General features: G+C 72.1%; 21 protein-coding genes. 12 read left to right on the forward strand and 9 right to left on the reverse strand.

From position 1 onward, the window contains the following. The first annotated feature begins 312 nt into the window (after positions 1-312). From ACIRQ9_RS39615 to ACIRQ9_RS39630, 4 genes are all read left to right on the forward strand, one after another. A complete protein-coding gene (locus ACIRQ9_RS39615) occupies positions 313-726 on the forward strand; it encodes a hypothetical protein (protein ID WP_404185428.1) in 414 nt (137 codons plus the stop codon). Continuing rightward, positions 677-1,114 carry a hypothetical protein gene (locus tag ACIRQ9_RS39620; protein WP_351322039.1) on the forward strand — a complete coding sequence of 146 codons (438 nt, stop codon included), beginning with the start codon at positions 677-679 and terminating at the stop codon, positions 1,112-1,114. Before ACIRQ9_RS39615 ends, ACIRQ9_RS39620 begins: the two co-directional genes overlap by 50 nt. A 137-nt stretch (positions 1,115-1,251) precedes the next feature. Continuing rightward, complete coding sequence (locus ACIRQ9_RS39625) at positions 1,252-1,605, forward strand: hypothetical protein (RefSeq protein ID WP_404185431.1); 354 nt, start codon at positions 1,252-1,254, stop codon at positions 1,603-1,605. Positions 1,606-1,821: 216 nt separating this feature from the next. Next, positions 1,822-2,490 (forward strand): LAETG motif-containing sortase-dependent surface protein, encoded by a 669-nt coding sequence (locus ACIRQ9_RS39630; protein ID WP_404185434.1) that lies wholly within the window; start codon positions 1,822-1,824, stop codon positions 2,488-2,490. Positions 2,491-2,556: 66 nt separating this feature from the next. On the opposite strand, the gene ACIRQ9_RS39635 is transcribed toward ACIRQ9_RS39630, so the two are convergent. The 4 genes from ACIRQ9_RS39635 to ACIRQ9_RS39650 all read right to left on the reverse strand — a co-directional run bounded on the left by ACIRQ9_RS39635 (position 2,557) and on the right by ACIRQ9_RS39650 (position 6,551). Beyond that, complete coding sequence (locus ACIRQ9_RS39635; RefSeq protein WP_404185437.1) at positions 2,557-4,257, reverse strand: methylmalonyl-CoA mutase; 1,701 nt, start codon at positions 4,255-4,257, stop codon at positions 2,557-2,559. A gap of 75 nt (positions 4,258-4,332) precedes the next feature. Next, entirely contained in the window at positions 4,333-4,671 is a 339-nt protein-coding gene (locus ACIRQ9_RS39640; protein WP_351322033.1) for a DUF3817 domain-containing protein, read from the reverse strand. Positions 4,672-4,714: 43 nt separating this feature from the next. Continuing rightward, complete coding sequence (locus tag ACIRQ9_RS39645; protein ID WP_404185440.1) at positions 4,715-5,221, reverse strand: MarR family winged helix-turn-helix transcriptional regulator; 507 nt, start codon at positions 5,219-5,221, stop codon at positions 4,715-4,717. A gap of 127 nt (positions 5,222-5,348) precedes the next feature. Then, on the reverse strand, positions 5,349-6,551 hold the full coding sequence (locus ACIRQ9_RS39650) for an MFS transporter (protein WP_404185443.1): 1,203 nt from the start codon (positions 6,549-6,551) through the stop codon (positions 5,349-5,351). 104 nt (positions 6,552-6,655) lie between these two features. Here ACIRQ9_RS39650 and ACIRQ9_RS39655 point away from each other — a divergent pair, with 104 nt between their 5' ends. Continuing rightward, positions 6,656-7,645: a DUF5937 family protein gene (locus ACIRQ9_RS39655; protein ID WP_404185446.1), complete on the forward strand. Its 990-nt coding sequence runs from the start codon at positions 6,656-6,658 to the stop codon at positions 7,643-7,645. A 16-nt stretch (positions 7,646-7,661) separates the two neighbouring features. Here ACIRQ9_RS39655 and ACIRQ9_RS39660 read toward each other — a convergent pair whose 3' ends face one another. Together ACIRQ9_RS39660 and ACIRQ9_RS39665 are read right to left on the reverse strand one after the other, a co-directional pair. Beyond that, positions 7,662-7,955, reverse strand: a complete 294-nt coding sequence (locus ACIRQ9_RS39660; protein ID WP_404185449.1) for an MTH1187 family thiamine-binding protein — start codon at positions 7,953-7,955, stop codon at positions 7,662-7,664. After that, positions 7,952-8,296, reverse strand: coding sequence for a DUF3817 domain-containing protein (locus ACIRQ9_RS39665; protein ID WP_404185452.1), 345 nt, complete (start codon positions 8,294-8,296; stop codon positions 7,952-7,954). Before ACIRQ9_RS39665 ends, ACIRQ9_RS39660 begins: the two co-directional genes overlap by 4 nt. 222 nt (positions 8,297-8,518) lie before the next feature. On the opposite strand from ACIRQ9_RS39665, the gene ACIRQ9_RS39670 reads away from it, so the two are divergent. The 4 genes from ACIRQ9_RS39670 (at position 8,519) to ACIRQ9_RS39685 (ending at position 11,166) form a co-directional block, all read left to right on the forward strand. Beyond that, complete coding sequence (locus tag ACIRQ9_RS39670) at positions 8,519-9,151, forward strand: AIM24 family protein (RefSeq protein WP_404185469.1); 633 nt, start codon at positions 8,519-8,521, stop codon at positions 9,149-9,151. A 1-nt stretch (position 9,152) separates the two neighbouring features. Continuing rightward, positions 9,153-9,803 carry an AIM24 family protein gene (locus ACIRQ9_RS39675; RefSeq protein ID WP_404185472.1) on the forward strand — a complete coding sequence of 217 codons (651 nt, stop codon included), beginning with the start codon at positions 9,153-9,155 and terminating at the stop codon, positions 9,801-9,803. Next, on the forward strand, positions 9,800-10,597 hold the full coding sequence (locus tag ACIRQ9_RS39680) for an AIM24 family protein (protein ID WP_351322016.1): 798 nt from the start codon (positions 9,800-9,802) through the stop codon (positions 10,595-10,597). The genes ACIRQ9_RS39675 and ACIRQ9_RS39680 overlap by 4 nt, the downstream gene beginning before the upstream one ends. A 92-nt stretch (positions 10,598-10,689) precedes the next feature. Beyond that, the gene (locus ACIRQ9_RS39685) at positions 10,690-11,166 is read left to right on the forward strand and encodes a MarR family transcriptional regulator (RefSeq protein WP_351710553.1); all 477 of its coding nucleotides are present in this window, start codon (positions 10,690-10,692) and stop codon (positions 11,164-11,166) included. 34 nt (positions 11,167-11,200) lie between these two features. Here the strand turns inward: ACIRQ9_RS39685 and ACIRQ9_RS39690 are convergent, their stop codons facing one another. From ACIRQ9_RS39690 to ACIRQ9_RS39700, 3 genes are all read right to left on the reverse strand, one after another. Further along, positions 11,201-12,439, reverse strand: a complete 1,239-nt coding sequence (locus tag ACIRQ9_RS39690; protein ID WP_404185456.1) for an MFS transporter — start codon at positions 12,437-12,439, stop codon at positions 11,201-11,203. 153 nt (positions 12,440-12,592) lie between these two features. Next, positions 12,593-13,549: a methylmalonyl Co-A mutase-associated GTPase MeaB gene (meaB, locus tag ACIRQ9_RS39695; protein WP_404185459.1), complete on the reverse strand. Its 957-nt coding sequence runs from the start codon at positions 13,547-13,549 to the stop codon at positions 12,593-12,595. A 49-nt stretch (positions 13,550-13,598) separates the two neighbouring features. Next, positions 13,599-14,804 carry an acetyl-CoA C-acetyltransferase gene (locus ACIRQ9_RS39700; protein WP_404185462.1) on the reverse strand — a complete coding sequence of 402 codons (1,206 nt, stop codon included), beginning with the start codon at positions 14,802-14,804 and terminating at the stop codon, positions 13,599-13,601. Between the two features lie 149 nt (positions 14,805-14,953). On the opposite strand from ACIRQ9_RS39700, the gene mce reads away from it, so the two are divergent. The 3 genes from mce (at position 14,954) to ACIRQ9_RS39715 (ending at position 20,596) form a co-directional block, all read left to right on the forward strand. Continuing rightward, complete coding sequence (gene mce / locus ACIRQ9_RS39705) at positions 14,954-15,394, forward strand: methylmalonyl-CoA epimerase (RefSeq protein ID WP_362175724.1); 441 nt, start codon at positions 14,954-14,956, stop codon at positions 15,392-15,394. Positions 15,395-15,616: 222 nt separating this feature from the next. Beyond that, positions 15,617-19,465 (forward strand): polarized growth protein Scy, encoded by a 3,849-nt coding sequence (scy, locus tag ACIRQ9_RS39710; RefSeq protein ID WP_404185466.1) that lies wholly within the window; start codon positions 15,617-15,619, stop codon positions 19,463-19,465. 195 nt (positions 19,466-19,660) lie between these two features. After that, on the forward strand, positions 19,661-20,596 hold the full coding sequence (locus tag ACIRQ9_RS39715) for a cellulose-binding protein (RefSeq protein WP_365290313.1): 936 nt from the start codon (positions 19,661-19,663) through the stop codon (positions 20,594-20,596). Positions 20,597-20,725 lie beyond the last annotated feature (129 nt).

Below are 20,725 nucleotides of genomic sequence, written 5' to 3' on the forward strand. Positions count from 1 at the left end.
AGGCCGATGCCCTTGCTGGCTCCGGTGACGACGGCGACCTTGCCCTTGAGGTGCAGTTCCATGACAGTCCCTTTCTGGAATGATCAATACATAATGGGGTCGCACATCCGCGCTTCCCTCACAGGCAGAGCCTAGCAGTAATTCTTGATTGTTCAATCCAGAACTAACGTGGCCTCGATCACCCCTTCGGGCACACCTGCCGCCCCCTCGGTCCACCCCTCCCGCCACCGCCCGCCGATCGGGCAACTCGGGGCCCGAAAGCGCTCGTTCGTCATTTGACGGCTGCGCGTCACCCCTACCTAACATGTAGGTATGCATCCCGCGCACCCCGTACCGATCCGGTACAAGACCGAAGAGAAGATCGGCCATCTGCTGGCCTGGGCGGCCGGCTGGAGCGACGGCTCCCGGGGCGAGAGCCTGTGGTCGTACTCCCTCGCGCTCGGTGGTTCGCACGCCCTGCTCGGCGGGTGGCTGAAGAACCCGAAGCTGCTCGCCGCCCTCACCCCTCAGGAGCAGGACCTGCTGAGCGAGGCCCGCCGCAGGTCCGGACGGCGGGCGGTCCGCCACGCTGATGACGGAGCGCCGCCGGTCGCCGCCGCCGCCGTCCGCTACGTTGCTGGCAACAGCGCACCGCCCCCGGACGGCCCTCGGTGCGCGAGCACAGAAGGAACCCACCATGAGCCGCCCCGAAGGCAACGGCATCCTCACCACCGAGCCCGTGCATGACCTCTACCTCTCCCTGCTGCTGACCATGGTCGACGGCGGCCAGGGCGTCACCAGCATGACCATCACCCTGGGCACCCCGAGCGGTGTGATCAGCGGCGATCTCGTCTCGCGGGAGACCTGGAAGTCCCTGTGGACGGAGACGATCCTCACCAAGGCCAACACCAGCGCGGGCACGATGGGCCTCTTCCCGGACACCGTCGACCGGATGCTGGAGCAGGTGCGGGAGGAGGTCGGCGGCCACGACGAGTCCGCGGCCGAGGTCCCGCGCTTCGTGCACCTGAAGGACACCACCCTCTTCGTCCCCGGCGCCACCCCGATCACCCTCCCGTTCTGGCGCGGCCGGCTGGACGCGGTCACCGGCTGGACCCTCGGCAAACTCGGCGTCTGACCCGCCGCCGCACGGGCAGCAACTGTGCCCGTACGGCCCGACTCCCCCTCGCCGTAGGGAAATCGGAGCCCTCGGACGAACAAGCTGACGTCCGCAAGGTTCATGCGTCAGCGAGGGTTGGAAGTCCGATGAAGTCCATGTTCAGATCACGCGTTCGCGCGCTCGCCACCGTCGGCGCCGCGGTGGGCGCCCTCACCCTGGGGGCGGCGGGCTCCGCGTCCGCCTCCTCGGTCCCGGCCTGGCAGCTCCAGGTCTGCTCCCAGAGCATCTTCCAGACGAACGTCTACTGGGGCGACGGCGGCTTCCTGGGCGTGCCGGCCGGTCAGTGCCGGACCGCCTACTGGCAGCGCACCAGCGCCTCCGTGTACATGGTCCACGTCGACGCCTACGTGAACAACGGCGGATACATCGCGAGCGCCGACGTCAACGTCGCCGAGGGGGCCGGGCTGGCCTCCGGCGGTTTCCCCAATCCGTACCTCTGGTCGTTCTGAGAACACCGCCCCGGGGGCGGCGGCCCGTGCCGCCGCCCCCGGGCGTCGCCCGGCACCACTGCCCGACCGGGCAGGAACAACGCCCTTACGTCGGTTATGCGTTGACAGTCCCCAAGGGCGCTTATAGATCTGTGAGTCGCCGAGGGGCGGCGGATGTCCTGCCCGCGCCCCTTCGCATCTCCGACTCCCGCTCATGATCGAGACCTAAGGGCAAACGTGTCCATACCCAGCCTCAGAGCTCGGCGCTCCGTGCGCGTCCTGAGCCTCGCCTCCGCCTCCACCGCGCTGGTCCTCGGACTGTCGGGCAGCGCCTCCGCGTGCACCATCGGCGAGTTCTCCGCCGCGGCGGTCTGCGACGGCAGCCAGGGGGTCATCGTCGTCACCGACGAGGACTCCTCCGCCACCCCCGCCACGGTGACCGTCTTCCTCCAGGAGAACGGCGCCGACGTCAAGCAGGTCGGCGAGCAGACCGTCCGGGGCTCCGGGGAGGGCACCAAGGTCACGTTCACCGAGGACTGGCAGCCGAACGCCACGTACCGCGTGCACGTGAAGACCGACAACGGCGCGGTCGACGACGACGTCAAGGACCTGCTGACCACCCCGTCCGAGGGCTGCGCTCCCGAGCAGAGCCCCACCCCGACGCCGACGCCCTCCGCCACCACCCCGGTGGAGTCCCCGACCCCGACGCCGTCGCCCTCCGGGCGCACCGTCCCGCCGAAGGCACCGCACAACGCCCCGTCCCCGGGCGTCGGCGGCACGCACCTCGCCGAGACCGGCGCCGACTCCAGCACCGGCACGATCGCCGGGATCGCCGCCGCGCTGGTCGTGGCCGGCGGCGCCGTCTTCCTCGGCCTGCGCCGGCGCGGCACCGCCGGCGGCCGCTGACCCTCCCCCGCTCCACCGTGGCGCGCCCCTCGGGGCGCGCCACGGCCGCTCCCGGGTGAGCGCGGATCAGAAGCCCGCCGGCTCCGTGTACACCCCCCACTCCTCACGGAGCACACCGCAGATCTCGCCCAGGGTCGCCTCGGCGCGTACGGCGTCGAGCATCGGTCCGATCATGTTGGCCCCGGAACGGGCGGCGCCGAGCATCGCGTCCAGGGCGGCGCGCACCGCGCCCTCGTCGCGTGCGGTCCTGCGCGCGTCCAGGACCCGTACCTGCTCCCGCTCCACCTCGTGCGAGACCCGCAGGATCTCCAGGTCGCCGGTGACGGAACCGGTGTGCACGTTGACGCCGACGACCCGCTTGTCGCCCTTCTCCAGGGACCGCTGGTACTGGAAGGCGGACTCGGCGATCTCACCGGTGAACCAGCCGTCCTCGATGCCCCGCAGGATCCCGGAGGTGACCGGCCCGATGGGGTGCCGTCCGTCCGGATGGGCGCGCAGGCCGCGCTCCTTGATCTGGTCGAAGATCTTCTCGGCGTCGGCCTCGATCCGGTCGGTCAACTGCTCGACGTACCAGGAACCGCCCAGCGGGTCGGCCACGTTGGCGACGCCGGTCTCCTCCATGAGCACCTGCTGGGTGCGCAGCGCGATCTCGGCGGCCTGCTCGCTGGGCAGCGCGAGGGTCTCGTCGAGGGCGTTGGTGTGCAGCGAGTTGGTGCCGCCGAGCACCGCGGCGAGCGCCTCGACGGCCGTGCGGACCACGTTGTTGTACGGCTGCTGGGCGGTCAGCGAGACGCCCGCGGTCTGGGTGTGGAAGCGCAGCCACTGCGACTTCTCCGACCGGGACCCGTACACGTCCCGCATCCAGCGCGCCCAGATCCGGCGGGCCGCGCGGAACTTGGCGATCTCCTCGAAGAAGTCGACGTGCGCGTCGAAGAAGAAGGAGAGTCCGGGTGCGAAGACGTCGACGTCCAGGCCGCGGCTGAGGCCCAGTTCGACGTATCCGAAGCCGTCCGCGAGCGTGTACGCCAGTTCCTGCGCAGCCGTCGCTCCGGCCTCGCGGATGTGGTAGCCGGAGACGGACAGCGGCTTGTAGGCGGGGATGCCGGCCGCGCAGTACTCCATCAGGTCGCCGATGAGGCGCAGATGGGGCTCGGGCTGGAACAGCCACTCCTTCTGGGCGATGTACTCCTTGAAGATGTCGGTCTGGAGCGTGCCGTTGAGCACCGCCGGGTCGACGCCCTGCCGTTCGGCGGCGACGAGGTACATGCAGAAGACCGGGACGGCCGGGCCGCTGATCGTCATCGAGGTCGTGACGTCACCGAGCGGGATGTCCTGGAACAGGACCTCCATGTCGGCGGCGGAGTCGATGGCCACCCCGCAGTGCCCGACCTCGCCGAGCGAGCGCGGGTCGTCGGAGTCGCGGCCCATGAGGGTCGGCATGTCGAAGGCCACCGACAGACCCCCGCCGCCGTTGGCGAGGATCATCTTGTACCGCTCGTTGGTCTGCTCCGCGTTGCCGAAGCCGGCGAACTGACGGATGGTCCAGGTCCGCCCCCGGTAGCCGGTCGGGTACAGCCCGCGGGTGAAGGGGTACTCCCCCGGCCAGCCGATCCGCTCGAATCCCTCGTACGTGTCACCCGGCCGGGGCCCGTACACCGGCTCCACCGGGTCACCGGAGAGCGTCGTGAAGTCAGCGTCCCGCTTGCGGGCCGCGTCGTAGCGGGCCTGCCAGCGTAGGCGGCCCTCCGTGATGGCGTCAGCGTCCATACCCACGAATTTACTAGGACGTCCTAGTAAAAGTCGATGGGGGACCGCCGTACGGGTGTCCGTACGGCGGTGAGATCAGGCCTTGGCCACGACCGGGGTGCCCTCGGTGACCTTGGCCTCCAGCTCGCGGCTGACCTTGCGCTCCACGAAGAACGCCGCGGTCGGGACGGTGCCCGCGAGCAGCACCCACAGCTGCTTGCCGACCGGCCACTTCGCCTTGGAGCCCAGGTCGAAGGCGAAGACCAGGTAGACGACGTAGAGCCAGCCGTGCGCGATGGCGACGACCCGCGTGACGTCGGCCGCGCCGTCGATGTCCAGCCCGTACTTGGCGATCATGCTCAGACACAGCAGCACCAGCAGCACACCGGTGACGTAGGCCAGGACCCGGTAGCGGGTCAGCACGCTCTTCTTCATGGGGAAGAGCGTAACGACCCGTTCCGGGAGATCTTGTCCCGGGTCACTCGTCGAAGTCGTGTGCCGACACCCGCAGCGGGCGCAGCATCGCGAAGATCTCCGCGCACTCCTCGGCGTCGTACGCGCCGAGCCCGAAGTCCATCGCCATCAGGTCCCGGGTGGCCGCCTCGACCACCTCGCGGCCCTTCCCGGTGATCGTGGCGAGCGTGCCGCGCCCGTCGTTGGGGTTGGGCCGCTTGGCCACCAGACCGGACCGCACCAGCCGGTCGACGGTGTTCGTCACGGAGGTCGGGTGCACCATCAGCCGCTCACCGATCTTCGACATCGGCAGCTCGCCGGCCTTGGAGAAGGTCAGCAGCACCAGCGCCTCGTAGCGCGCGAAGGTCAGCCCGTACGGCTTGACCACCGCGTCGACCTCGGCCAGCAGGATCTGCTGGGCCCGCATGATCGACGTGATCGCGGCCATCGACGGCACGCTTCCCCAGCGCTGCTTCCAGAGGTCGTCGGCACGGGCGATGGGGTCGAAGGGGAGACTGAGAGGCTTCGGCACGCCACCGACCCTACCGGCCGGTCATATACCGGTCAGCCGTGTCTCGGCTTTCGGTCACCTCCCCGGTCACGGCCCGGTCGCGGCACGGTCGCGGCACGGTCCGCGGCCCGCCGGCACGGGCCCGCCGCTACGGCACCGGCCGTCCCGTCCGCCGGGCCGCCGCCGCCAGACCGCAGCAGCACAGCACGCCGGCCACCCCGGCGCCCGCCACGGTCGCCCGCACGCCGACGGCCTCCGCCGCCACGCCCGCCAGCGCCATGCCGACGCCCTGCAGGGTCATCAGCCCGGCGCTGAGCACGGTCATGGCCCGGCCCCGCAGTTCCTCGGGCACGGCCCGCACGAACCACTGGTCCAGGCCCAGCGTGTACGCCGACCCGGCCCCCGCCACCAGCAGGAGCAGCAGCGACACGGCCAGGGACGGGTGCAGGGCGTAGCCCAGGTACGGCAGCAGGGTGAGGCAGACCAGCGGCAGGGCGATCCGCTCCCGGGCCGCCGGGCCGAGCCGGGCACCGGCGTACAGCTCCCCGGCGACCGTGCCGACCGGCAGCGCGCACATCAGGAGGCCGAGCCCCGGGGAGCCGCTGCCGAGCGCGTCGGCGTAGGGGGCGGCGAGCGCCTCGGGGACGACGGCGAACATGGCCGGGATCCAGAAGAGGAGGAGCAGCAGGCGGACGCGGCGGTCGGCCAGCAACTGCCGGGTGCCCCCGCGCTCCCGGGTCCGGACGCGGGCCGGGCGGCGCCGGGTACCGAGGCGCAGCAGCGCGGCCGAGGCGAGGAAGGTGCCGACGGTGATCACCAGGGCGTGCCGCGGGGTGAGGACGGCGAGCAGCAGTCCGCCGAGGCCGTAGCCGACCAGCAGCGCGCTCTGCGCGACGATCCGCAGCAGCGAGCGGCCGAGCACGAACAGGTCCCCGCCGCCGAGGATGTCGGACAGGGTCGCCATCCGGGTGCCGGCGAAGACCGGCGAGACCACGGCGAGCGCGCAGCGCAGCCCGAGCAGGACCCCGATCCCGGTGCCGGGGACCGCCATCACCGCCACGCACCCCGCGCACACCAGGTCGCACACCACCAGCACGCGGCGGGCCGGGAACCGGTCGGCGACCGGGGCCAGCAGGGTGCCGCCGACCAGGTAGGGCAGGAAGCCCAGCGCGAAGGTCAGGGCGCTGAGCAGCGGCGATCCGGTGAGGTCGTACACCAGCACGGACAGCGCGATCTCACTGACGATCACGCCGAGCATGGACAGCACATGGGCGGCGAAGACGGCACGGAACTCGGGTACGGCCAGGACCCGGCCGTAGCCGGCGGGTCTCTCCAGGGCAGGCGCGGACATGGAGGGCAGCGTGCCCGCCCCGGGGCCGTGCGCTTAGAGTTTCGGCACCGGCCGAATCTTCCGCGGCCGTCCGCATCCTCCGCTCCACCGCCCGGGACCCCGCCATGCCCTCCCATCTGCACTTCGACGAGGACGACTTCCTCCGCTGCCGGTTCGCCGTGTCCCCGCTCTGGGAGACGCAGGAGGCGGTGCGGACCCTGCGGCGGCCGGACCGGCACGGGTATCACGCGCCCTGGCTGCGGCGGATCAGCGCGGTCGCCGCCGGTCTCGACCTGGCCCCGCTGTGGCTGCTGATGCCCCGCCGCGGTCACTCGCCGGACTGGCTGGTGCCGCCGGCGGCCGGTCCGGCCGCCTCCTTCGAGGAGGAGCTGGCCGCCCTGCGGGCGGTGGACCCGCGGACGGCCCGCGCGGACACCGCGCGCTCGCTCGCGGACACGCCGGGCGCGCTGGAGTCGGCGACCGGCCGGGCCTGGCTGGCCGATCCGGCGCGCATGGTCCGGGAGCTGACCGGGGCGCTGGAGGCGGCCTGGCGGGTCCTGGTGGCGCCGGACTGGCCCCGGCTGCGCGCCCTGCTGGAGGCGGACATCACCTTCCACTCCCGGCGGCTGGCGGAGGTGGGCCTCGGCGGCCTGCTGCCGGAGATCCACCGCCGGTGCGGCTGGCGGTCCGGGACGCTGACGGTGGCCTCCCCCGGCGCCTACGAACGGCGCCTGGGGGGCCAGGGCCTGGTGCTGATGCCGAGCGTGTTCACCTGGCCGGACCTGGTCAGCACCTTCGACCCCCCGGCCTTGCCGACGCTGGTCTACCCGGCCCGGGGCATCGGCGGGCTGTGGACCGACCCGGCCGAGGACACGCCCGGCGCGCTCGTACGGCTGCTCGGCCGGGGCCGCGCCGCGGTCCTGACCGCCCTCGCCGAACCGGCCACCACCACCGCCCTCGCCCACCGGCTGCGGCTGGCCCCGTCCTCGGTCTCGGCGCACCTGGCGGCCCTGCGGGACGCGGGCCTGCTGACCTCACGCCGCTACGGCCACCAGGTGCTGTACGAGCGCACTCCCCTGGGCATCGCACTGGCCTCGGGGGCTGCGGGCGGCTGACCTCGGCCGCCGCCGGTCACGGCGCCAGGTGCCGCTCGACCGTCTCCACCTTGCTGGTGAGGCCGTCGGTGACACCGGGGCGGATGTCCGCCTTCAGGACCAGGGAGACGCGCGGGGCGCGTTCCTCGACGGCGGCGACGGCCCGCCTGACGACGTCCATGACCGCGTCCCAGTCACCCTCGATCGAGGTGAACATGGCGTCGGTGCGGTTCGGCAGCCCGGATTCGCGGACCACCCGGACGGCCTCGGCGACGTACTCACCGACGTCCTCGCCGACGCCCAGCGGCGTCACGGAAAAGGCGACGATCATGCCTTCACGGTTCCTTCCTGGCGGGCACGGGCGGCGATGATCTCGTCCTCGGCGGCGCGCTTGAGCTTGCGTTCGGCGAAGAAGCCGCCGGTCGGCAGGACGGAGAGGACGAAGTAGAGGAGCCCGGTGCCCAGGGACCACTTGGCGCGGTTCCAGGCGTCGGCCCAGAAGATCACGTACAGGATGAACAGGACGCCGTGGACCGCGCCCATCACGGGCACCGCGTTGAAGTCCGTGGTCCGCTTCAGCACCGAGCAGAGCAGCAGGATCAGGAAGGAGACGGCCTCCGGGGCGGAGACCAGGCGCAGGCGGCGGATGGCGGTGGCGGTCTTGATGTCCACGAGTCACCTTCGGTGGGAGAGACGTCCACTCTTTGTGAACGCGAGCACAAAACGTCCGCCCATTGTGGCAAAGCAGCCGCGCGGTCCGGGCGTGGGGGTGGGGGGGTCGGGAGCGGCGAGGAGGGGGGCGCCGGCGAGGTCCCTAGGGGGAGGATCCGGGACGAAGTCCACCCCGGGGATCTGTCGGCGGGGTCGCGGGGCGGCTACCTTCGCAGCGTGGCGATGTTCCGACTCCAGGGCAGCAAGGTGCTCGCCGTCGAGATGACCGGGGACGCCGTGAAGGCGAAGAACGGCTCGATGGTGGCGTACGACGGGCAGATGGCGTTCAAGAAACTGAGCGGCGGCGGTGAGGGGCTGCGGGGGATGGTGACCCGGCGGCTCACCGGCGAGCAGATGACGGTGATGGAGGTGAAGGGGCACGGGACGTGCTGGTTCGCGGACCGGGCGTCCGAGATCAACCTGGTCGGCCTGCAGGGCGACAAGCTGTACGTCGAGTCGAGCAACCTGCTCGCGACCGACGCCGGCCTGCGCACCGGCACGAGCTTCACCGGCCTGCGCGGCGCCTCCCAGGGCAACGGGCTGTTCACGACGACCGTCGAGGGCCACGGCCAGGCGGCGATCATGTCGGACGGCCCGGCGGTGGTGCTCCGGGTCAGCGCGCAGTACCCGCTGACCGTGGACCCGGGTGCCTACATCGCCCATCAGGGCGACCTCCGCCAGTCCTTCCAGTCGGGTGTGACCTTCCGCACCTTCCTCGGCGAGGGCGGCGGCGAGGCCTTCCAGATCCGGTTCGAGGGGGACGGCCTGGTGTACGTGCAGCCGAGCGAGCGGAACACGATCGCGGGGGATGTGTGAGATGGCCCTGCGCGAGGTGAACTCCAAGATGGTCGAGGCGACCGTCGCGCCCGGACAGCGGCTGTACAGCCAGCGCGGGGCGATGCTCGCCTACAAGGGCGAGGTCTCCTTCACCCCCAACATCCAGGGCGGCCAGGGCGGACTGATGTCCATGATCGGGCGCCGGGTCGCGGGCGAGGCCACACCGCTGATGACCGTCGAGGGCAGCGGCACGGTCTTCTTCGGGCACGGCGGCCACCACGTCCAGGTCATCACCCTCTCCGGCGACACCCTCTACGTCGAGGCGGACCGGCTGCTCGCCTTCGAGGGCACGCTCCAGCAGGGCACGATGTTCATGGGCTCCCAGGGCGGCGTGATGGGCCTGGTGCGCGGCCAGGTCACCGGCCAGGGCCTGTTCACGACCACACTCACGGGCCGGGGCGCGGTCGCCGTGATGGCCCACGGCGGTGTCTTCGAGATCCCGGTCACCCCGCAGCGCCCGGTCCACGTCGACCCGCAGGCCTACGTCGCCCACCACGGCGACCTCCGCAACAAGCTGTCGGCCGCGCTCGGCTGGCGGGAGATGGTGGGCCGCGGCTCCGGCGAGGCGTTCCAGCTGGAGCTCAGCGGGAACGGCACGGTGTACGTCCAGGCGTCGGAGGAGAAGCTGTGAGCGCATACGGGGCCGCCGGGCCGGTGGTGCACGACCCCATGACCCTTCCCGTCGACGACAACGTCAACAAGTACACCTTCTGCGTGGAGCTCAAGAGCGGCCAGTGGTTCCTGCAGAAGGGGAAGATGATCGCCTACTACGGCTCGATCGACTTCAACGGCGTCGGACACGGCCGGCTGGACCGCCTGGTGCGCACGTCCTTCCATTCGCCTCTGCACGCGAGCGACTGGGTGGTGGCGGAGGGCTCGGGCAAGATGCTCCTCGCCGACCGGGCCTTCGACGTGAATTCGTACGACCTGGACGAGGGCAACCTGACCATTCGCTCTGGCAACCTGCTCGCTTTTCAGCCAAGTCTCGCGCTCAAACAGTCGATCGTGCCGGGTTTTCTGACCCTTATCGGAACCGGGAAGTTTGTGGCCGCGTCCAACGGTCCGGTGGTGTTCATGGAACCCCCGATCCGGGTGGACCCGCAGGCGCTCGTGGGATGGGCCGACTGCCCCTCTCCGTGCCACCACTACGACCACGGGTACATGACCGGGGTCATGGGCGGTCTACGTGCGATGACGGGCCTCGGCGGGGCCTCCGGGGAGGAGCACCAGTTCGAGTTCGTGGGGGCCGGCACGGTGCTGCTCCAGTCCACCGAGACACTGATGGCGGAGCAGGCCACGGGAGCGGTTCCACAGGAGCCCGGAGTACCCGGCGCGAGCGGGCCTTTCACAGGTCGTTCACAGCCGCAGGGCGCACCGCGCCTTCCCGGACAGCTGGGGGACCTGCAACGTCGCTTCGGGCTGTGAGCGGTAGTCTGCGGAGTGTGACATCGAACGCGTGCGCGCAGTCACACCACCCTCACTAGTTCGCCTTTCAACATTTTAGGTAGACTTCATACATGGAGACCGAGACGGCCACGCGCTGGCTGACCGATGCGGAGCAGTGCGCCTGGCGCACCCACCTGGAGGTCAACAGGCTGTTGACGTACCAGCTCGAAAAGGATCTGCAGCCGTTCGGCCTGACAATGAACGACTACGAGATCCTGGTGAATCTGTCCGAGTCCGAGGACTACCGGCTGCGGATGAGCGACCTCGCGGCGGCGACGCTCCAGTCCAAGAGCCGGCTCTCGCACCAGATCACCCGTATGGAGAACGCGAACCTGGTACGCCGCGAGAACTGCGAGTCCGACCGCCGCGGACTGTTCGCCGTGCTCACCGAGCACGGCATGGAGACGATGAAGAAGGTGGCGCCACATCATGTCGCCTCCGTGCGACGGCACTTCATCGACCTGCTGTCGCCGGAGGCCCTGATAGAGCTCGACAAGGGCCTCAAGCCGATCGCCGAACACCTGCGCGGCCAACGCGGCCGCCCGTAGCGGCGAACGGCACCCGACGGCGGCGGACGAGGGTTCAGGTCTCGTCCGCCGCCCCCTTTTCCCGGGCCTGTGACCGGTCCGCCGCGCGTACCAGCGCGGCGGAGAGCAGGGCCACGGCTCCCGCCAGGACGAAGCAGAGTCCCACCGGCAGACGCCCGAGCGCCAGCCCCGCGCCCACCGCGCCGACCGAACTTCCGGCGTTCACGGCCGCGTTCACCCACGCCCCGGCCCGGTTTTGGGCCCCCTCGGGCGCCGACTCGTCGGCCAGCAGGTACGCGGTCGTCAGGGCCGGGGCCACGAAGGCGCCGGCCACCGTCAGGGCCAGGACGAGCGTCCAGACGCCGGTGGCCGCCCCGGCGAGCGCCAGGGCCGCCCCGAGGGCCGCGGTCAGCCAGGCGAGCCGTCCGGCGGCCGGACGGCGCCACTCCACCGCCCCGTGCAGCAGACCGCCCGCCGCGCTGCCCACCGAGAGCGCGGCCAGGATCCAGGGGACCGCCTGCGTGCCGTACGACCGCTGCCCGGCGAAGGCGGTCACCAGCAGCTCGGCACCGCTCAGTGCGAGGCCAAGACCGGCGGCGGCGACCACGGGAGCCGCCGGAAAGGCTCCGACGGCCGCGCCGCCGGGCGCCCGCCTCACGGGGGTCACACCGCGCACGGCCGGTGACGTCACGAACGCGCAGGTCCCGGCCGCCATGAGCACCGCGCTCAGCAGCAGCCCGGCCGGCGGCGGCCCGAAGCGCAGCAGCAGCCCGACGAGCGCAGGGCCGGACACGAACAGCAGCTCCTCGGCGACCCCGTCCAGGCTGTAGGCCCGTCGGCGCAGCGCAGGGTCGTCGACCAGGCGGCCCCACGCGGCCCGCATGACGGGGCCGAGCGGCGGCGCGAGACAGCCGGCGAGGGCGGCGGCACCCGCGAGCGCCACAGGCGGGGCTCCCGGGTGCCAGGTCAGGGCCGCCAGCAGGCAGAGCGCGGCGCTGTAGGCGGCGGCCATGGGCAACAGCGCGCGCCGCGGGCCGTACCGGTCCACCAGGGCCGCGCGGACCGGCATCAGGACGACGGCCGAGCCGCCGAACAGTGCCGTCACCACCCCGGACCAGGCGTACGAGCCGGCCGCCCGGGTCACCGAGAGCAGGACGGACAGGGAGACGGTGCCGTAGGCGAGGCGGGCCGCGAGGGCGGCGAGGAAGGTGCGGCGCGCGTGCGGGACGCGCAGGACGGCGGCGTAGGAGGGCCGCGGGACGGGTGAAGGGCGCGACGGGGTCAGCGCGGACATGGGTGGGTTCCTCGTGGCGGAGGCGGAAAGGGGACACCTGGGCGCGCCACGGCACGGAGTGGTCACGTGCCGGTGGCGGCGCCGGGTGCGCTCCTACGCCAGGGAGAGGAACATGCCGGTCAAGTTAGCAGCGGGCGCGGGGCGCGGCCACGGTCAGTTCTCCGTCAGCCCCGCCACCAGTTCGTCCGCGGCGCGGTAGGGGTCCAGTTCGCCGGTGACGATGCGTTCCGCGAGCGCGCCGATCTGGCGGTCTCCGTGCAGGTCGCCGATGCGTGCGCGCAGGGCCGTCACGGCGATGGTCTCGACCTCGCGGGCGGCGCGGGCCAGCCGGCGTTCGGCGAGCACGCCCCGCTCCTCCATCCAGGCGCGGTGCTTCTCCAGGGCCTCCACCAGCTCGTCGACGCCCTCGGCGCGGGCGGCGACGGTCTTGACGATCGGCGGGCGCCAGTCGCCGGGGCCGCGGGACTCGCCGAGCCCGAGCATGTGGTTCAGTTCGCGGGCGGTGGCGTCGGCGCCGTCCCGGTCGGCCTTGTTGACCACGTAGACGTCGCCGATCTCCAGGATCCCGGCCTTGGCCGCCTGGATGCCGTCACCCATCCCCGGGGCGAGCAGGACGACGGAGGTGTCCGCCTGGGAGGCGATCTCCACCTCCGACTGGCCCACCCCGACCGTCTCGACGATGACGACGTCGCAGCCCGCCGCGTCCAGGACCCGGATCGCCTGCGGGGCGGCCCAGGCGAGACCGCCGAGGTGGCCCCGGGTGGCCATGGAGCGGATGTAGACGCCGGGGTCCGAGGCGTGGTCGGACATCCGGACGCGGTCGCCGAGCAGGGCGCCTCCGGAGAACGGCGAGGACGGGTCGACGGCCAGCACGCCGACCCGTTTGCCCTGTTTGCGATAGGCCGTCACCAGGGCCGAGGTGGAGGTCGACTTGCCGACCCCGGGAGAGCCGGTCAGGCCGACGACGTACGCGTTGCCCGTCAGCGGCGCGAGGGCCGCCATGACCTCCCTGAGCTGCGGGGACGCCCCCTCCACCAGTGAGATCAGCCGGGCCACCGCACGCGGCCGGCCCTCCCTGGCCTGGGCCACCAGTGAGGAGACGTCCTGCATCACAGCTCCGTTCGCTTCCGTTCGCTTGCGTGCGCGCCGAGAAAGGTGCTCAGGCCTTCGGTACCCGCACGATCAGCGCGTCACCCTGGCCGCCGCCCCCGCACAGGGCGGCCGCGCCGACGCCGCCGCCGCGCCGCTTGAGCTCCAGCGCGAGGTGCAGCACGAGGCGGGCGCCGGACATGCCGATGGGGTGGCCCAGGGCGATGGCGCCGCCGTTGACGTTCACCGTTTCGGTGGACACCCCGAGGTCCTTCATTGACTGGACGGCGACCGCCGCGAAGGCCTCGTTGATCTCGATGAGGTCCAGGTCGCCGACGCCCAGGCCCTCCTTCTTCAGGGCGTGCCGGATGGCGTTGGAGGGCTGCGACTGGAGGGAGTTGTCGGGTCCCGCCACGTTCCCGTGGGCGCCGATCTCCGCGAGCCACTCCAGGCCCAGTTCCTCGGCCTTGGCCTTGCTCATCACGACCACGGCCGCCGCGCCGTCGGAGATCTGCGAGGAGGAGCCCGCCGTGATCGTGCCGTCGCGGGTGAAGGCCGGGCGGAGCCGGCCGAGGGACTCGGCCGTGGTGTCGCCGCGGATGCCCTCGTCCTTGCTGAAGACGACCGGCTCGCCCTTGCGCTGCGGGATCTCCACCGGGGTGATCTCGGCCTCGAAGACGCCGTTCTTCTGCGCGGCGGCGGCCCGCTGGTGGGACAGGGCGGCCACCGCGTCCTGCTCCTCGCGGCCGAGGCCGAGGCGGGTGTTGTGCTTCTCGGTCGACTCGCCCATCGGGATGTTCTCCCAGGCGTCGGTCAGGCCGTCGTACGCCATCGCGTCGAGCATCTCGATCGACCCGTACTTGAAGCCCTCGCGGGACTTGGGGAGCAGGTGCGGGGCGTTGGTCATGGACTCCTGGCCGCCCGCGACCACGATGTCGAACTCGCCGGCGCGGATCAGCTGGTCGGCCAGGGCGATGGCGTCGAGGCCGGAGAGGCAGACCTTGTTGACCGTGAGCGCCGGGACGCTCATCGGGATGCCGGCCTTCACCGCCGCCTGGCGGGCCGGGATCTGGCCGGCGCCGGCCTGGAGCACCTGCCCCATGATCACGTACTGCACCTGGTCGCCGCCGATCCCGGCGCGGTCGAGGGCGGCCTTGATCGCGAAGCCGCCCAGGTCGGCTCCGGAGAAGGACTTCAGCGAGCCCAGCAGCCGTCCCATGGGCGTGCGCGCGCCCGCGACGATCACTGAGGTGGTTCCGGTGGTTCCAGAAGTCATGAGCTGCGAATCCCCTTACCGGCTGCACTGCCGAGGAGTGAACGAGGGTTTACTTCGAATGTATTGCGTGGCACTCCGTGCCGTCATCGGGCCGTCAGTGTGATCGCTGGCACGTTGCGTAACCATCGCGGTGGCGCTGCACTGAATCCATGCTGACGCGAATCGACCACATCGGGATCGCCTGCCACGACCTCGACACGACCGTCGAGTTCTACCGGGCGACGTACGGCTTCGAGGTGTTCCACACCGAGGTCAACGAGGAGCAGGGCGTGCGGGAGGCCATGCTCAAGATCAACGAGACGTCCGACGGAGGCGCCTCCTACCTGCAGCTTCTGGAGCCGACCCGGGAGGACTCGGCGGTCGGCAAGTGGCTCGCGAAGAACGGCGAGGGGGTGCACCACATCGCCTTCGGTACGGCCGATGTCGACGGTGACGCCGCGGACATCCGTGACAAGGGCGTACGCGTTCTGTACGAGGAGCCACGGATCGGCTCCATGGGGTCGCGGATCACCTTCCTGCATCCGAAGGATTGCCACGGTGTACTGACAGAACTGGTCACTTCGGCGGCTGTTGAGTCACCTGAGCACTGACCCTCGTACATATGGGCCGGTAGGGTTGGGGGCGGTCGTCCCTTCGCACCTTCGCAGGGCCGGGGCGGCCGCATGCCGGGGTCCGGGTTTCGGGGGACGAGCGTCGGGGCAGCAGCCCGTGCTCCGCCGTTGATCTGACACCATTCCCCGGGAGCCCCGTTCGGCGGATGAACGGAGCTCGTTCGGAGAAGGTTGCGACCAGGGGACGGATGGGACCGCGCAGTGCGGGGCTACGAGAGCCAGGAGCGAGAGCCGGCGGCTGACGTCGACCACCTCTCTCGGTTCGAGGCCGAGATGAAGCGGCTGAAGACCGAGCGGGAAAAGGCGATCCAGCATGCCGAGGACCTCGGCTACCAGGTCGAGGTGCTGCGCGCCAAGTTGCACGAGGCGCGGCGCACCATCATGTCCCGGCCCGCTTTCGACGGCGGTGACATCGGCTACCACGCCGAGCAGCTGCTGCGGAACGCCCAGGTGCAGGCCGACCAGATCCGCCAGGAGGCGGAGCGGGTGGCCGCGGAGGCGCGGGCCCAGACCCAGCGCATCCTCCAGGAACACGCCGAGCAGGCCGCGCGGCTCCAGGCCGAGCTGCACCAGGAGGCGGTGACCCGCCGCCAGCAGCTGGACCAGGAGCTGGCCGAACGCCGGCAGACCGTCGAGTCGCACGTCAACGAGAACGTGGCGTGGGCCGAGCAGCTGCGGGCCCGGACCGAGTCCCAGGCCCGCCGGCTGCTCGACGAGTCGCGGGCCGAGGCCGAGCAGGCCATGGCCACCGCCCGAGCGGAGGCCGAGCGGCTGGCCACCGAGGCCCGCCAGCGGGTGACCAGCGACGCCGAGGCCGCCCGCGCGGAGGCCGAGCAGCTGCTGCTGCGTGCCCGCCGGGACGCCGAGCGGCTGCTGAACGCCGCGTCCACGCAGGCCCAGGAGGCCACCGCCCACGCCGAGCAGCTGCGCACGTCCACCGCGACCGAGTCGGACGCCGCCCGCCGGCAGGCCGGTGAGCTGAGCCGGGCCGCCGAGCAGCGGATGGCGGAGGCCGAGGAGGCGCTGCGCAAGGCGCAGTCCGAGGCCGAGAAGCTGGTCACCGAGGCCGAGGCGAACGCCACGAAGGCCCTCTCCAGCGCCGAGGCCACCAACACGCAGCGCACCCAGACCGCCAAGGAGCAGGTCGCCCGGCTGGTCAGCGAGGCCACCAAGGAGGCCGAGGCCACCAAGGCGAGCGCCGAGCAGGTCGTCGCGGACGCGCGCGCCGAGGCCGAGAAGATCATCGCGGAGGCCTCCGAGAAGGCCCGCACCCTGACCGCCGAGGAGAGCGCCTCCCAGCTGTCCAAGGCGGCCAAGACCGCCGAGGACGTCCTGAACAAGGCGGCCGAGGAGGCCAAGCGCACCACCAAGGCCGCCGCCGAGGAGGCCGAGCGGATCCGCACCGAGGCGGAGACCGAGGCGGACCGGCTGCGCGCCGAGGCGCACGACATCGCCGAGCAGCTCAAGGGCACGGCCAAGGACGACACCAAGGAGTACCGCGCCAAGACGGTCGAGCTGCAGGAGGAGGCCCGCCGGCTGCGCGGCGAGGCCGAGCAGCTGCGGTCCGAGGCGGTCGCCGAGGGCGAGTCGATCCGCGCCGAGGCCCGGCGCGAGGCCGTGCAGAAGATCGAGGAGGGCGCCAGGTCCGCCGAGGAGCTGCTCGCCAAGGCCAAGGCCGACGCGGACGAGCTGCGGCAGTCCGCCGCCACCGACAGCGAGAAGGTCCGCACCGAGGCCATCGAGCGCGCCACCGCGCTGCGCCGGCAGGCCGAGGAGACCCTGGAGCGCACCCGCCAGGAGGCCGACCGGCACCGCGCCGAGGTGCAGGAGCAGTCCGACGCCCTCAGGGAGGACGCCGAGCGGGCCGCGCGGGAGCTGCGCGAGGAGACCGAGCGGGGTGTCGAGTCCCGGCGCGCGGAGGCCGCCGAGGAGCTGAACCGGCTGCACGCCGAGGCCGAGGAGCGGTTCGCCGGCGCGGAGCAGGCGCTCGCCGAGGCCCGCGAGGAGGCCGGCCGGATCCGCCGCGAGGCGGGCGAGGAGACCGACCGGCTGCGCTCCGAGGCGGCCGAACGCATCCGCACGCTCCAGCAGCAGGCCGAGACCGAGGCTCAGCGCCTGCGCGACGAGGCCGCCTCCGACGCGTCCGCGTCCCGCGCGGAGGGCGAGTCCGTCGCCGTACGGCTGCGGTCCGAGGCGGCGGCCGAGGCGGAGCGGCTCAAGCAGGAGGCCCAGGACACCGCCGACCGGGTCCGCGCCGAGGCGCAGGCGGCGGCCGAACGGCTGTCCACCGAGGCGTCCGAGACGCTGGCCGCCGCGCAGGAGGAGGCGGCCCGGCGGCGCCGGGAGGCCGAGGAACTGCTCGGTTCGGCCCGCCAGGAGGCCGACCAAGAGCGTGAGCGGGCCCGCGAGCAGAGCGAGGACCTGCTGGCCCAGGCGCGCAACCGGGTCGAGGAGGCGCAGGCCGAGGCCGTACGGCTGGTCGAGGAGGCGGAGCGGCGGGCCACCGAGATGGTGTCGGCCGCGGAGCTCCACGCCCAGCAGGTGCGGGAATCGGTCTCCGGGCTGCACGAGCAGGCCCAGGAGGAGATCGCCGGGCTGCGTTCGGCCGCCGAGCACGTCGCGGACCGCACTCGCCGGGAGGCCGAGGAGGAGGCGGACCGGGTCCGCGCGGACGCCTACGCCGAGCGCGAGCGGGCCAGCGAGGACGCCGCCCGGATCCGCCGCGAGGCCGCCGAGGCGTCCGAGGCGGCGGCGGCGCTGGCCGAGCGGACCGTGACCGACGCCGTCGCGGAGTCGGAGCGGCTGCGGGCCGAGACGGCCGCGCACGCCCAGCGGGTGCGCACCGAGGCCTCCGACACCACCGCGCAGGCCGAGCAGGACGCCTCGCGCGCACGTGCCGAGGCCCGGGAGGACGCCAACCGCATCCGTTCGGACGCGGCCACCCAGGCCGACACCCTCATCACCGAGGCCCGCAACGAGGCCGAGCGGCTGCAGAACGAGACCGTCGCCGAGGCCGACCGCGTCCGCTCGGACGCCATCGCCAAGGCGGAGAAGCTGATCGCCGACGCCTCCGGGGACGCGGAGCGGCTGCGGGCCGAGGCCGCCGAGACGGTCGGCTCCGCCCAGCTGCACGCCGAGCGGACCCGCGCCGACGCGGAGCGGCTCAGGGGCGACGCGGAGGCGGCGGTCGAGCGCATGCTCAACTCGGCCCGCGAGGAGGCCGAGCGGACGCTCGACGAGGCCCGCAAGGACGCCAACAAGCGGCGTCAGGACGTGGCCGAGCAGGTCGACACGCTCATCAACGAGACGGCCGCGGAGGCCGACAAGCTGCTCACCGAGGCGCAGCAGCAGGCCCACCAGACCACCGCGGACGCCGAGGCGCAGGCCGACAGCATGGTGGGCGCGTCCCGCAAGGAGGCCGACCGGCTGGTGGCCGAGGCCACGGTCGAGGGCAACTCGCTGGTCGAGAAGGCCCGCGCGGACGCGGACGAGCTGCTGGTGGGCGCCCGCCGGGACGCCACCGCCATAAGGGAGCGGGCGGAGGAGCTGCGCGACCGCATCACCAGCGAGATCGAGGAGCTGCACGAGCGGGCCCGCCGCGAGGCCGCCGAGACCATGAAGTCGACCGGCGACCGCTGTGACGCACTCATCAAGGCCGCCGAGGAGCAGCTGTCCAAGGCCCAGGCCAAGGCGAAGGACCTGGTGTCGGAGGCCAACTCGGAGGCCGGCAAGGTGCGGATCGCCGCCGTCAAGAAGGCGGAGGGGCTGCTCAAGGAGGCCGAGCAGAAGAAGGCCGCGCTCGTCCGCGAGGCCGAGGAGCTGAAGGCCGAGGCGGTCCGCGAGGCACGGGCCACGGTCGATGCCGGCAAGCGCGAACTGGAGATCCTGGAGCGCCGCAGGGAGAACATCAACGGTGAGATCTCGCGTGTCCAGGACGTCCTGGAGGCATTGGAGTCCTTCGAGACCCCGGGAGCCGGCAAGGACGGCGGAGTCAAGGCGGCCACCAGCGTGGGGGCCCCTCGATCGGGTGGCAAGTCGTCAGAAGGTTAGAAGTCTGTGTCGATTCTGTAGTGTTCTGAGGCTTTTGCCCGAACATTTGACAGGGTCTTTGGCAAGCGATCTCACAGCCAGCCACCCAAAAGGGGTGTCATTCTCCAGATCAAACACGTATCCGCTCGATGACACACCGCTTCGGCCCCTAGGATTCCACCTATCACCTCACCGGTCTCACTCGACAGGAACCCCATGAGCGACACTTCCCCCTACGGCTTCGAGCTTGTGCGGCGTGGGTACGACCGCGCTCAGGTGGACGAACGGATCTCCAAGCTCGTCTCCGACCGTGACAGCGCTCTCGCCCGCATCACCGCTCTGGAAAAGCGCATCGAGGAGCTCCACCTCGAGACGCAGAACGCCCAGGCCCAGGTAACCGACGCAGAGCCGTCGTACGCCGGTCTCGGCGCGCGTGTCGAGAAGATCCTTCGCCTCGCCGAGGAAGAGGCCAAGGACCTGCGCGAGGAGGCCCGCCGGGCTGCCGAGCAGCACCGCGAGCTCGCCGAGTCGGCGGCTCAGCAGGTACGCAACGACGCGGAATCGTTCGCCGCGGAGCGCAAGTCGAAGGCCGAGGACGAGGGCGTCCGGATCGTCGAGAAGGCCAAGAGCGACGCGTCGCAGCTGCGTTCCGAGGCCCAGAAGGACGCGCAGTCCAAGCGTGAGGAGGCGGACGCGCTCTTCGAGGAGACCCGCGCGAAGGCCGCCCAGGCCGCCGCCGACTTCGAGACGAACCTCGCCAAGCGGCGTGAGCAGTCCGAGCGCGACCTGGCCTCGCGTCAGCAGAAGGCCGAGAAGCGTCTCGCCGAGATCGAGCACCGTGCGGAGCAGCTGCGCCTGGAGGCGGAGAAGCTGCGCACCGACGCGGAGCGCCGGGCGCGCCAGACCGTCGAGACGGCTCAGCGTCAGGCCGAGGACATCGTCGCGGACGCGAACGCCAAGGCCGACCGGATCCGCTCGGAGTCCGAGCGTGAGCTGGCCGCGCTGACCAACCGCCGCGACAGCATCAACGCCCAGCTGACCAACGTCCGCGAGATGCTGGCCACGCTGACGGGTGCGGCGGTCGCCGCCGCGAGCAGCCCGGTGGAGGACGAGCCGGTCTCCCGCGGGGTTCCGGCGCAGCAGTCCCGGTAGGCGTCAGCGACGTCAAAGGCCCGCATTCCCCTCGGGGGTGCGGGCCCTCGTCGTGGGGGGGCCCGCCGGCGGCCCGGCGGGGGCGGGGGCGGGGCGGGCCCCCCCGGCGCCCCACCGCCGCCCCGCGCA

Source organism: Streptomyces sp. NPDC101237 (assembly GCF_044767465.1).
GTDB lineage: Bacteria > Actinomycetota > Actinomycetes > Streptomycetales > Streptomycetaceae > Streptomyces > Streptomyces gramineus.

Coding starts and splice junctions, on each gene's coding strand:
- ACIRQ9_RS39650 (WP_404185443.1), bottom strand. CDS start 6,551: ATGTCCGCGCCTGCCCTGGAGAGACCCGCCGGCTACGGCCGGGTCCTG.
- ACIRQ9_RS39700 (WP_404185462.1), bottom strand. CDS start 14,804: ATGACTTCTGGAACCACCGGAACCACCTCAGTGATCGTCGCGGGCGCG.
- ACIRQ9_RS39640 (WP_351322033.1), bottom strand. CDS start 4,671: ATGAAGAAGAGCGTGCTGACCCGCTACCGGGTCCTGGCCTACGTCACC.
- ACIRQ9_RS39675 (WP_404185472.1), top strand. CDS start 9,153: ATGGCCCTGCGCGAGGTGAACTCCAAGATGGTCGAGGCGACCGTCGCG.
- ACIRQ9_RS39635 (WP_404185437.1), bottom strand. CDS start 4,257: ATGGACGCTGACGCCATCACGGAGGGCCGCCTACGCTGGCAGGCCCGC.
- ACIRQ9_RS39655 (WP_404185446.1), top strand. CDS start 6,656: ATGCCCTCCCATCTGCACTTCGACGAGGACGACTTCCTCCGCTGCCGG.
- ACIRQ9_RS39685 (WP_351710553.1), top strand. CDS start 10,690: ATGGAGACCGAGACGGCCACGCGCTGGCTGACCGATGCGGAGCAGTGC.
- meaB (WP_404185459.1), bottom strand. CDS start 13,549: ATGCAGGACGTCTCCTCACTGGTGGCCCAGGCCAGGGAGGGCCGGCCG.
- ACIRQ9_RS39620 (WP_351322039.1), top strand. CDS start 677: ATGAGCCGCCCCGAAGGCAACGGCATCCTCACCACCGAGCCCGTGCAT.
- ACIRQ9_RS39690 (WP_404185456.1), bottom strand. CDS start 12,439: ATGTCCGCGCTGACCCCGTCGCGCCCTTCACCCGTCCCGCGGCCCTCC.
- ACIRQ9_RS39670 (WP_404185469.1), top strand. CDS start 8,519: ATGTTCCGACTCCAGGGCAGCAAGGTGCTCGCCGTCGAGATGACCGGG.
- mce (WP_362175724.1), top strand. CDS start 14,954: ATGCTGACGCGAATCGACCACATCGGGATCGCCTGCCACGACCTCGAC.
- ACIRQ9_RS39660 (WP_404185449.1), bottom strand. CDS start 7,955: ATGATCGTCGCCTTTTCCGTGACGCCGCTGGGCGTCGGCGAGGACGTC.
- ACIRQ9_RS39615 (WP_404185428.1), top strand. CDS start 313: ATGCATCCCGCGCACCCCGTACCGATCCGGTACAAGACCGAAGAGAAG.
- ACIRQ9_RS39715 (WP_365290313.1), top strand. CDS start 19,661: ATGAGCGACACTTCCCCCTACGGCTTCGAGCTTGTGCGGCGTGGGTAC.
- ACIRQ9_RS39625 (WP_404185431.1), top strand. CDS start 1,252: ATGTTCAGATCACGCGTTCGCGCGCTCGCCACCGTCGGCGCCGCGGTG.